Annotated in this window: 11 protein-coding genes; 4 read left to right on the top strand and 7 right to left on the bottom strand. The window is 71.8% G+C overall.

Annotated elements, in window-relative coordinates; all coding sequences use genetic code 11:
- Window positions 1-29: 29 nt before the first annotated feature.
- The 4 genes from QYS60_RS12155 to arc all read right to left on the bottom strand — a co-directional run bounded on the left by QYS60_RS12155 (window position 30) and on the right by arc (window position 4,140).
- Window positions 30-221 (bottom strand): ubiquitin-like protein Pup, encoded by a 192-nt coding sequence (locus QYS60_RS12155; protein WP_003937722.1) that lies wholly within the window; start codon window positions 219-221, stop codon window positions 30-32.
- 138 nt (window positions 222-359) lie between these two features.
- Entirely contained in the window at window positions 360-1,853 is a 1,494-nt protein-coding gene (gene dop / locus QYS60_RS12150) for a depupylase/deamidase Dop (protein WP_054374829.1), read from the bottom strand.
- A 10-nt stretch (window positions 1,854-1,863) separates the two neighbouring features.
- Window positions 1,864-2,283, bottom strand: coding sequence for a nitroreductase family deazaflavin-dependent oxidoreductase (locus tag QYS60_RS12145; RefSeq protein ID WP_371383270.1), 420 nt, complete (start codon window positions 2,281-2,283; stop codon window positions 1,864-1,866).
- Between the two features lie 72 nt (window positions 2,284-2,355).
- Complete coding sequence (gene arc, locus QYS60_RS12140) at window positions 2,356-4,140, bottom strand: proteasome ATPase (RefSeq protein WP_289382297.1); 1,785 nt, start codon at window positions 4,138-4,140, stop codon at window positions 2,356-2,358.
- Between the two features lie 176 nt (window positions 4,141-4,316).
- Here arc and QYS60_RS12135 point away from each other — a divergent pair, with 176 nt between their 5' ends.
- Window positions 4,317-4,790 carry a nuclear transport factor 2 family protein gene (locus QYS60_RS12135; protein WP_371383269.1) on the top strand — a complete coding sequence of 158 codons (474 nt, stop codon included), beginning with the start codon at window positions 4,317-4,319 and terminating at the stop codon, window positions 4,788-4,790.
- A gap of 25 nt (window positions 4,791-4,815) precedes the next feature.
- On the opposite strand, the gene QYS60_RS12130 is transcribed toward QYS60_RS12135, so the two are convergent.
- Window positions 4,816-5,667 (bottom strand): tRNA (adenine-N1)-methyltransferase, encoded by an 852-nt coding sequence (locus tag QYS60_RS12130; protein WP_289381586.1) that lies wholly within the window; start codon window positions 5,665-5,667, stop codon window positions 4,816-4,818.
- 70 nt (window positions 5,668-5,737) lie between these two features.
- On the opposite strand from QYS60_RS12130, the gene QYS60_RS12125 reads away from it, so the two are divergent.
- The 3 genes from QYS60_RS12125 to QYS60_RS12115 all read left to right on the top strand — a co-directional run bounded on the left by QYS60_RS12125 (window position 5,738) and on the right by QYS60_RS12115 (window position 9,322).
- A complete protein-coding gene (locus tag QYS60_RS12125) occupies window positions 5,738-6,619 on the top strand; it encodes a RecB family exonuclease (RefSeq protein ID WP_289381585.1) in 882 nt (293 codons plus the stop codon).
- The gene (locus QYS60_RS12120) at window positions 6,616-7,431 is read left to right on the top strand and encodes a thioesterase family protein (RefSeq protein WP_289381584.1); all 816 of its coding nucleotides are present in this window, start codon (window positions 6,616-6,618) and stop codon (window positions 7,429-7,431) included. Before QYS60_RS12125 ends, QYS60_RS12120 begins: the two co-directional genes overlap by 4 nt.
- A gap of 94 nt (window positions 7,432-7,525) precedes the next feature.
- A complete protein-coding gene (locus QYS60_RS12115; protein WP_371383268.1) occupies window positions 7,526-9,322 on the top strand; it encodes a lipase family protein in 1,797 nt (598 codons plus the stop codon).
- 22 nt (window positions 9,323-9,344) lie between these two features.
- Here the strand turns inward: QYS60_RS12115 and hisG are convergent, their stop codons facing one another.
- Both hisG and QYS60_RS12105 read right to left on the bottom strand, forming a co-directional pair.
- Window positions 9,345-10,208: an ATP phosphoribosyltransferase gene (gene hisG / locus QYS60_RS12110; RefSeq protein WP_289381579.1), complete on the bottom strand. Its 864-nt coding sequence runs from the start codon at window positions 10,206-10,208 to the stop codon at window positions 9,345-9,347.
- Window positions 10,209-10,313: 105 nt separating this feature from the next.
- Entirely contained in the window at window positions 10,314-10,577 is a 264-nt protein-coding gene (locus tag QYS60_RS12105; protein WP_003937712.1) for a phosphoribosyl-ATP diphosphatase, read from the bottom strand.
- Window positions 10,578-10,605 lie beyond the last annotated feature (28 nt).

The raw sequence follows: 10,605 nt of genomic DNA, 5'->3' as shown, positions 1-10,605 counted from the left end.
GGGGAACGGGATCGGCGAACGCTCCGCTGTCACTGGCCGCCCTTCTGCACGTACGCACGCACGAAGTCCTCGGCGTTCTCCTCGAGCACGTCGTCGATCTCGTCGAGCAGGTCGTCGGTCTCGGCCGCGAGCTTCTCGCGTCGTTCCTGACCGGCACCGCCGTCGCCGACGACCTCGTCGTCGTCGCCTCCGCCACCGCGTGTGGTCCGCTCCTGAGCCATAGCGGTCGACCTCCTCGTTCGTTCGTGGTGCCCGCCCCGGCCGCGACCGGCGCGAGCACCGACTGCTCGGACCTCCACCCTACCGAGCAGATGCGACACTCCGCGCGACTACGCGCGTGTCGCGCCCGCCCGGGCGGGTCAGCTGGTCAGTTCGTCGACCAGTGCGGCCGCCGAATCCACCGAGTCGAGCAGTTTGCCGACGTGCGCGCGGCTGCCGCGCAGCGGCTCGAGGGTGGGGATGCGCACCAGGGATTCGCCGCCCAGGTCGAAGATCACCGAGTCCCAGCTGGCGGCGGCGATGTCGGCGCCGAACCGGCGCAGGCATTCGCCGCGGAAGAATGCGCGGGTGTCCGACGGCGGGGTGTGCACCGCGTCGAGCACATCCTGCTCGGCGACCAGGCGCTCCATCGAGCCGCGGGCGACGAGCCTGTTGTACAGGCCCTTGTCCAGGCGCACGTCGGAGTACTGCAGGTCCACCAGGTGCAACCGCGGCGCCGACCACGCCAGGCCCTCCCGGTTGCGGAACCCCTCGAGCAGGCGCAGTTTCGCCGGCCAGTCCAGCAGGTGCGCGCAGTCCATGGGGTCGCGTTCGAGCAGGTCGAGGACCATCGCCCACTTGTCGAGGATGTCACGGACCCGCTTGTCGTCGGTGCCGTCGTGGAACTTCGCGACCCGCTCGTGGTAGATCCGCTGCAGGGCCAGACCGGTCAGCTCCCGGCCGTCGGTCAGGGCCACGGTCTTGCGCAGCGTGGGGTCGTGGCTGATGTGGTGCACGGCGGTGACCGGCCGCGCCAGCTGCAGATCCGACAGGTCCACGCCGGCCTCGATCAGATCCAGCACCAGCGCGGTGGTGCCGACCTTGAGGTAGGTCGACATCTCGGCGAGGTTGGCGTCGCCGATGATCACGTGCAGGCGCCGGTACTTGTCGGCATCGGCGTGCGGCTCGTCGCGGGTGTTGATGATGCCCCGCTTGAGGGTGGTCTCGAGGCCGACCTCGACCTCGATGTAGTCGGCGCGCTGGGACAGCTGGAAGCCGGCCTCGTCGCCGGACTGGCCGATGCCGACCCGGCCGGAACCGGTGATCACCTGCCGGGAGACGAAGAACGGGGTCAACCCGGCGACCACCGCCGAGAACGGGGTGTCGCGGGCCATGAGGTAGTTCTCGTGGGTGCCGTACGAGGCGCCCTTGCCGTCGACGTTGTTCTTGTACAGCTGCAGGCGCGGCGCTCCGGGCACGCTCGAGGCGTGCCGGGCGGCGGCCTCCATCACTCGTTCGCCGGCCTTGTCCCAGATGACCGCGTCGAGGGGGTCGGTGACCTCCGGCGCGGAGTACTCCGGGTGGGCGTGGTCGACGTAGAGCCGGGCACCGTTGGTGAGGATCATGTTGGCGGCGCCGACCTCGTCGGCGTCGATGACCGGGGCCGGGCCGTTGAACCGGCCCAGGTCGAAGCCGCGGGCGTCGCGCAGGGGGGACTCGACCTCGTAGTCCCAGCGGGTGCGCTTGGCGCGGGGCACGCCCTCGGCGGCCGCGTACGCCAGCACCGCCTGGGTGGACGTGAGGATCGGGTTCGCTGTGGGCTCGTTGGGTGAGGAGATCCCGTACTCGACCTCGATGCCGATGATCCGCTGCATGACGTCGAGGTTAGGCGATCGGCGCCGGGCCGGGCGGGCTGGGACGGGACGGTGGGGCGACGGTGGTGTCGAGAAACTCCACCGAGCCGGTCGCGCGCAGGACCCGGCGGACCCCGGGCGGCGCCCAGCCCGCCGCCGGGTCGCGACCGACGACGGGGTCGACGAGGTCGATGCGGCGGCCGCGGTGGTGCAGGGTGCAGCCGCCCGCGGCACGCACGTTGCGCACCCAGTCGGTCCGGGGACCGTAGGTCAGCGCGATGCGGTAGCCGCCTGCGTGGCCGAACACCAGCACCGGGGTGCGATAGCGGCGTCCGCTGCGCCGGCCGCGGTGCTCGACGACCGCCGTGCCCGGCAGGTACCCGGCGACGGGCCGGGCAAGCCGGTTGGTGACCACCCGGTTGAACCGGGCGAGGGACCGGGGCAGCGGCACGCTCACCTCCTGCCGGTCGCGTCGGGTCCCGGTGGGGCCACCGCTCCACGCGGCGGCCCCACCGGGACGGCGTCACAGGTACTGGCCGGTGTTGGACTCGGTGTCGATCGCCCGGCTGGCGCTGGCGTTCTTACCGGTGACCAGGGTGCGGATGTAGACGATGCGTTCGCCCTTCTTGCCGGAGATCCGTGCCCAGTCGTCCGGGTTGGTGGTGTTGGGCAGGTCCTCGTTCTCGGCGAACTCGTCGACGATGGAGTCGAGCAGGTGCTGCACCCGCAGGCCCGGGGCCCCGGTCTCGAGCACCGACTTGATCGCGTACTTCTTGGCGCGGTCGACGATGTTCTGGATCATCGCCCCGGAGTTGAAGTCCTTGAAGTACAGGACCTCCTTGTCGCCGTTGGCGTACGTCACTTCGAGGAAGCGGTTCTCCTCGCTCTCGGCGTACATCCGGTCGACGACCCGTTCGATCATCGCGCGCACGCACGCACCGCGGTGCCCGCCGAACTCGGCGAGGTCGTCGGCGTGCACCGGCAGCCCCTCGGTGAGGTACTTGGAGAAGATGTCCAGTGCCGCCTCGGCGTCGGGCCGTTCGATCTTGATCTTCACGTCGAGCCGGCCGGGCCGCAGGATCGCCGGGTCGATCATGTCCTCCCGGTTGGACGCGCCGATCACGATGACGTTCTCGAGACCTTCGACACCGTCGATCTCCGACAGCAGCTGGGGCACCACGGTGGTCTCGACGTCGGAGGACACCCCGGAGCCGCGGGTGCGGAAGATCGAGTCCATCTCGTCGAAGAACACGATCACCGGGGTGCCTTCGGACGCCTTCTCCCGCGCCCGCTGGAAGATCAGCCGGATGTGGCGTTCGGTCTCGCCGACGAACTTGTTGAGCAGTTCGGGGCCCTTGATGTTGAGGAAGTAGGACTTGGCCTCCTTCGAATCCTCGCCGCGGGCCTCGGCGATCTTCTTGGCGAGCGAGTTGGCGACGGCCTTGGCGATGAGGGTCTTGCCGCAGCCGGGCGGGCCGTAGAGCAGCACCCCCTTGGGGGGGCGCAGCGCGTACTCACGGAACAGGTCCTTGTGCAGGAACGGCAGTTCCACCGCGTCGCGGATCTGTTCGATCTGCCGGCCGAGGCCACCGATGTCGTTGTAGTCGACGTCGGGAACCTCCTCGAGGACGAGGTCCTCGACCTCGGCCTTGGGGATACGCTCGAAGGCGTACCCGGCCTTGCTGTCGACCAGCAGCGAGTCGCCCGGCCGCAGCTTGAACGACGCTTCGGTGTCGTCGTCGCCCTTGCCGACCTCGACGATCCCGGCCGCGGCCGCCGCCGCGGCGGCCAGCGGCGCGGCCAGCCACACGATGCGTTCCTCGTCGGCGTGTCCGACCACGAGGGCGCGGGTGCCGTCGTCGAGGACCTCGCGCAAGGTGGTGATCTCCCCGACCCGCTCGAAGCCGCCGGCTTCGACGACGGTCAGCGCCTCGTTCAACCGGACCGTCTGCCCGGAGACGAAGGAATCGGGTTCGAGGTTCGGGGACACGGTGACCCGCATCTTGCGGCCGGAGGTGAACACGTCCACGGTCTGGTCGTCGTAGATGCCGAGCAGCACCCCGTAACCGCTGGGGGGCTGACCGAGCCGGTCGACTTCCTCGCGCAGGGTGATCAGCTGCTGGCGGGCCTCTTTGAGGGTGTCCATCAGCTTGCCGTTGCGCACGGTCAGGGAGTCGATCCGGGCCTCGAGGTCACGGACCTGTTCGGACGGTTCGACGAGCCGCCGCCGCAGGGCGGTCGCCTCGGCGCGCAGCGCTTCGAGTTCCTGTGCCGCCGCAACCGAATCCGGGTTCTCTGTCGAGCTCATGTGCGACTCCCTCCACTATCGGTCATTCCACGCTACCGGCAGACGGCCCACTGTGTGGTGCGACGCGAAATCGGCATGCTGCGAATGCGTGTCGGATTCCTCACGGCGGCGGCAACCCGCGACCCCGCGACCGATGTTAGCCTTGCCTTTCTCCCAGTCGGGTCGAAAGGACTTCCGTGACCACTCGCACCAGGTGGGCAGCTGCCGCCGTCGCCGCCACCGCCCTGACCGCGCTGCCGGCCTGCGGCACCGGCGACTCCACCGGTGCCGACAGGTCGTCCACCCCGGCCCCCTCCGCCACCCCGTCCACGCCCGCGGCGGCGTCCGCGGCCGAACTCGACGCCGTGCTGGCGACGTTCTTCGACCCGGCGGTGCCCGCGGCCGACAAGACCGCGATCGTCGAGAACGGCGCGGCACGGGCCGCGCTGCTCGAACAGTTCAACGGGATGCTCGCCGGCTACCCACTCACAGCCGACGTCGACACCGTCGCCGCTGTCGACGGCGACACGGTCACGGCGACCGCACAGGTCACCGGCCCGCACGGCGGCGCCCCGATACCGCTGACATTCGAGCGGGCGGACGGAACCTGGCACCTGGCGGACGAGAGCACCTGCCAGATCCTGGCGATGGGGTCCCTGACCTGCCCGTGACCGAGCCCTCGGCGCCCGGCCCGGATCAGCCCTTGCTCGGCCGGCGCTGCGGCTTCGGCGTGACGGTGCCCTCGGCGAGCCGGCGGGCGCTGACCAGGAACGCGGTATGCCCCTGCATCCGGTGTTCCGGCCGCACCGCCAGACCCACCACGTGCCAGCCGCGCACCATCGACTCCCACGACCGCGGTTCCGTCCAGCAGGTCTGCTCCCGCAGCGCCTCGACCACCTTCGACAGCTGAGTCACCGTCGCCACGTACACGATCAGCACCCCACCGGGCACCAGGGTCTTCGCCACCGTCGGCAGCGCATCCCACGGGGCCAGCATGTCCAGCACCACCCGGTCGACCGGACCGTGCCGGTCCAGGTCGTAGTCCGCGACGTCCCCCACCGTCAGATCCCAGTTCTCGGGACGCTGCCCGAAGAAGGTCTCGACGTTGCGCACCGCGTGCTCGGCGTGATCCTCGCGCACCTCGTAGGAGACCACCCGGCCGGTCGGTCCCACCGCCCGCAGCAGCGAACAGGTCAGCGCGCCCGAACCGGCACCGGCCTCGAGCACCCGGGCACCGGGGAACACATCACCCTCGTGCACGATCTGCGCGGCATCCTTCGGGTAGATCACCTGCGCTCCACGCGGCATGGACAGCACGTAGTCCGTCAGCAGCGGCCGCAACGCCAGATACGGGGTGCCGTTCGTGGAGGTGACGACGCTGCCCTCGTCCGCGCCGAGCAGCGCGTCGTGCAGGATCCCACCGCGGTGGGTGTGGAACTCCTTACCGGCCTCGAGCACCACCGTGTACTTGCGGCCCTTGGCGTCGGTGAGCTGCACCCGGTCACCGACCTCGAACGGTCCGCTGCGCCCGAGTCCACCTGCTGCCATCGCCGTATCCACCTTCGTCCGCTCCAGCGGCACCGACACCGTGTCGGTCCCGGGCCATACCCTGCCAGGTGTGAACCCGGCCGCGACCACGCCCCCCACCGACGACCGGCCCGCGGCGCCGCGGCCCCCGGCGCTGTCGCCGTCCCGTGCCGCCGACTTCAAACGCTGCCCCCTGCTCTACCGGTTCCGGGCCATCGACCGCATCCCGGAGATCCCGTCGCGAGCCCAGCTGCGCGGCAGCCTCGTCCACGCAGCCCTCGAAGCGTTGTTCACCCTGCCCGCCGCCGACCGGCTGCCCGCGCCGGCCGCCGAACTGGTGGCACCGGCCTGGCGGCGGCTCGTCGAGCACGAACCCGCCCTCGCCGAGGTGATCGGCGAGGACCAGCGCGACCGGTTCCTCGCCGAGGCCCGCACCCTGCTCGCCCGCTACTTCACCCTCGAAGACCCCACCGGATTCACCCCCGAGGCGTGCGAGCTGCGGGTGGAGACCGACCTGGACGACGGGCCGCGGCTGCGCGGCTTCGTCGACCGGCTCGACATCTCCCCGCAGGGCCTGCTGCGCGTGGTCGACTACAAGACCGGCCGATCCCCCCGGCCCGACGGCGAGGCGGCGGCGCTGTTCCAACTGAAGTTCTACGCCCTGGTGATGCTGCGCACCCGCGGGGTGGTGCCGGCGCGGCTGCGGCTGCTGTACCTCGCGGACGGACAGGTGCTCGACTACACCCCCGACGAGGACGAGCTGCGCCGCTTCGAAACCACCGTGCGCGCCCTCTGGGCGGCCGTGCGCACCGCGACCGACGCACGCGACTTCCGGCCCAACCCGGGACCGCTGTGCCGGTGGTGCGATCATCGGGTGCGGTGCCCGGCATTCGGCGGCACCGCCCCGCCCTATCCGGACCCCCCGGACGAACACGCCGGTGCGGGGCGCACCGAGGAGGAGACGAACGAGTGAGCGACGCGGCGTACTTCGTGCCGATCGACGGCAGCAACCCCGGCGCCGACATCGAACGCTTCCAACCCACCGCGCACACGGTCAGCACGTGGGCACCGACAATGCAGCACGGCGCCCCGCCGTCGGCGCTGCTGGCCCGCGCCCTCGACCGCCACGGCCGCCGCCCCGACGCCCGACTGACCCGCATCTGCGTCGAACTGCTCGGCCCGGTGCCGCTGACCGAGATCGAGGTCCGCACCCGCATCGACCGCCCCGGCCGCAAGGTCGAACTCGTCGTCGCCGAACTGTGGGCCGCCGGCCCCGACGGCACCGCCCGGGCCGTGGCCCGCGGCACCGCCTGGCGCATGCAGACCACCGAACTGCCCGCGGTCGCCCACGCCGCCGACGCGCCGCTGCCACCGCCCGCTCGCGGCACCGTCGAACACCCCGACGCCGACTTCTGGCAGACCGGGTTCGTGCGCACCCTGGACTGGCGCACGATCACCCCCATCGGGGCGCCCGGGCCGTCGGCCGCGTGGCTGCGCACCGACGTCGCCCTCGTCGAGGGCGAATCCCCCACCCCCGTCGAGCGGCTGTTCACCGTCGCCGACGTCGCCAACGGTGTCGGGTCCAAACTCGACCCCGCCGAGTGGACATTCCTCAACACCGACCTGACCGTGCACCTGTTCCGGGAACCGACCGGCGAATGGGTCGGCATCAGCGCCGAGACCTCCACCGGCCCGGACGGGGTAGGCATGACCGCCGGCGTGCTCTACGACGAGGACGGCGCCGTCGGACGGATCGCGCAGACCGTGCAGGTCCGCCCCCGCTGACCGCGCCCGGTCGTCGACCCCCGATCACCGGACGGGCGCCCGCCGATCGTGCCACACTCGACCGGACATTTCGGTCGGCGTCAGGGAGGACGACATGCCCACGACCGGTCCCCGCCGCAGAGCCCGCGCCGCCACCGCCGCGCTGCGCGCGGCACCGTGGTGGACGTCCGTGCTCCTCGGACTCGTCTGCCTGCTGCTCGGCCTGCTCCTCACGACGAGACCGCTGACCTCACTGTCCGCGCTGGGCCTGCTCATCGGGCTGGCCGCGATCACCGCCGGCGCCGCCGACCTCCTCGCCGCGTACCGCTCCCAGGCCGGGGCGGCGGCCACCGCCACCGCACTCGCCTGGATCGGGTTCGGCATCGTCGTCCTCGCCTGGCTCGGCCGGGCCCTGGATCTGCTCGCCCCCGCCGTCGCGCTCGCCCTCGTCGTCGGCGGCGCCCTACGTCTGGTGCGCGCCGTCCGTGGCGACCTCGACGAGCGACTCACCACCATCGTCCTCGGCCTCGCCGACATCGTCTTCGGGGTCCTCGCCTGGCGCTGGCCCGACGTCACGCTCCTCGTCGTCGCCTTCCTGTTCGGCATCCGTACCGTGTTCTTCGGCCTCGCCCGCATCGGCGACGGACTCGCCGCCCTCGGCGGCCGCACCCCCGACCCCACCGCGCCGGCGCCGCGCCGCACCCCGGCCCGGTACCGGCGACCGGCCGTGGCGGTGCTCGCGCTGCTCGTGGCCGTCGCCGCGGCCGGCGTGGCGGTCCGCCTGCGCGCCGGCTCCCCCGTCGTCGACGCGTTCTACACCGCGCCGGACCAGGTGCCCGATCATCCCGGCGCGCTGCTGCGCGCCGAACCGTTCACCCGCGCCGTCCCCGACGGCGCCGAGGCCTGGCGCATCCTCTACACCACCACCCGCGACGACGACCAGCCCGCCGTGGCCAGCGCCCTGGTCGTGGTCGCGAAGAACACCCCGCCCGGACCGCGACCGGTGATCGCCTGGGCCCACGGAACCACCGGTTTCGCCGAACCCTGCGCGCCCACCCTCCTCGACGACCCGCTCGGCGCCGGCGCCCTGCCCGCCGAGTCCGCGCTCCTCGACCGCGGCTGGGTCCTGGTGGCCACCGACTACGTCGGCCTGGGCACCGCAGGCCCGCACCCGTACCTGATCGGGCAGGGCGAAGGACGCTCGGTGCTCGACGCTGTACGCGCGGCCCACCAGCTCGACGACCTCGACCTCGCCGACGACACCGTCGTGTGGGGGCACTCGCAGGGCGGGCACGCCGCCCTGTGGGCCGGGCTGCTCGCCCCCACCTACGCCCCGGACACACCCGTCGCCGGGGTCGCCGCGATGGCCCCCGCCAGCGACACCGTCGCGCTGACCACCAGTCTCGACACCGTTCCCGGCGGCAGTGTGTTCGCCTCGTACGTCCTCGCCGCCTACACCGCGGTCTACGACGACGTCGACGGCGACACCTACATCCGGCCCGCCGCCCGCACCCTCGTGCGCGAGATGGCGACGAGGTGCCTGTCCGAACCCGCCGTCTACGTCTCGGTCCTGTCGGCACTCTCGCTCACCCGCGACCGGCCCGTGCTGCGCACCGACCCCACCACCGGCCCCCTCGGCCGTCGCCTCGCGGAGAACGTCCCCACCGGCCCGATGACCGTGCCCGTCCTGCTCGCGCAGGGCGCCACCGACCCCCTCGTCACCGCCGCCGTGCAGGACCGCTACGTCCGCGACCGCTGCGCCGAGAACTGGGCCCTGGACTACCGCAGCTATCCCGGGCGGGACCACCTCGGGCTCGTCGCCGAGGACTCCCCCCTCCTACCCGACCTGCTCACCTGGACCGAACAGCGTCTCGCCGGCACCGCCGCCCCCGGCACCTGCCCCGGGCGCTGACGCGCCGGGCGCCCGGCCGCGGCTACTCGACGCCGCGCATCGCGCGGCACGACCGGATGTCCGTCGCCAGGATCGCCCGCGCCCCGATCTCGGCGAGCCGATCCATCACCGCGTTGTGGCCCTTGCGCGGCACCATCGCCCGCACCGCCACCGACGAGTCGTCGGCCAGCGGGGAGATCGTCGGCGACTCGAGCCCCGGCGTGATCTGCACGGCCTCCGCGAGCACCGTCTTGGGGCAGTCGTAGTCGAGCATCACGTACTGCTGCGCGAACACCACACCCTCGATGCGCGCGACGAGCTGGTTGCGCGCCGAATCCCCGCGGCTCGCGCCCTCCTGCTCGATCAGCACACCCTCCGAGTCGCACAGCGACTCCCCGAACGCCACCAGATCGTGCTGGCGCAGCGTCCGCCCGGAGCCGACGACGTCGGCAATCGCGTCGGCGACCCCGAGCTGAATGGAGATCTCCACCGCACCGTCGAGCCGGATCACCGTCGCCTCGATCCCCCGCGCCGCCAGGTCCCGGCGCACCAGGTTCGGATACGACGTGGCGATCCGCAGACCGGCCAGATCCTCGACCTTCCAGTCCCGGCCCTTGGGCGCCGCGTACCGGAACGTGGAGTACCCGAATCCCAGCGCGAGACGCTCGGTGACCGGCGCCGCCGAATCCAGCGCCAGATCCCGGCCGGTGATCCCCAGGTCGAGCTCACCGGACCCGACGTAGATGGCGATGTCCTTCGGCCGCAGGAAGAAGAACTCGACGTCGTTGACCGGATCGATGACGGTCAGATCGCGCGAGTCGGTGCGGCGCCGGTATCCGGCCTCCCGCAGGATCTCGGCGGCGGACTCGGACAACGAGCCCTTGTTCGGAACTGCGACGCGCAGCATGGACGGTCCTTTCGGCGACGGTGCGAACACCAAGGGGCGGGGAAACGTGCAGGAGGTCTCGCGGGCACGACGGCCGGCCACGGGCCACGGCCCGGCGGCGCGCCGTCACAGATGCTTGTAGACGTCCTCGAGCTTCAGTCCCCGCCCGACCATCAGCACCTGCACCCAGTACAGCAACTGCGAAATCTCCTCCGCCAGCTGTTCGTCGCTCTGGTACTCGGCGGCGATCCACACCTCACCGGCCTCCTCGATCACCTTCTTGCCCTGGGCATGGACCCCGGCGTCGAGGGCGGCGACGGTGCCGGACCCCTCGGGACGGGTGACGGCACGCTCGGACAGCTCGGCGAACAAGGAATCGAAGGTCTTCACGGGGATTCATTGTTTCACGACCGCGGCA

It is taken from the genome of Rhodococcus sp. GXMU-t2271 (genome assembly GCF_041414735.1).
GTDB lineage: Bacteria > Actinomycetota > Actinomycetes > Mycobacteriales > Mycobacteriaceae > Rhodococcus > Rhodococcus indonesiensis.
Note: the sequence above shows the minus strand (reverse complement) of the source record. Positions and strands in the feature narration are given on the sequence as shown.

Bases quoted from the DNA above. Each gene is read 5' to 3' on its own strand.
- dop (WP_054374829.1), bottom strand. From the start codon at position 1,853: ATGCAGCGGATCATCGGCATCGAGGTCGAGTACGGGATCTCCTCACCC.
- arc (WP_289382297.1), bottom strand. From the start codon at position 4,140: ATGAGCTCGACAGAGAACCCGGATTCGGTTGCGGCGGCACAGGAACTC.
- QYS60_RS12155 (WP_003937722.1), bottom strand. From the start codon at position 221: ATGGCTCAGGAGCGGACCACACGCGGTGGCGGAGGCGACGACGACGAG.
- QYS60_RS12130 (WP_289381586.1), bottom strand. From the start codon at position 5,667: ATGGCAGCAGGTGGACTCGGGCGCAGCGGACCGTTCGAGGTCGGTGAC.
- hisG (WP_289381579.1), bottom strand. From the start codon at position 10,208: ATGCTGCGCGTCGCAGTTCCGAACAAGGGCTCGTTGTCCGAGTCCGCC.
- QYS60_RS12115 (WP_371383268.1), top strand. From the start codon at position 7,526: ATGCCCACGACCGGTCCCCGCCGCAGAGCCCGCGCCGCCACCGCCGCG.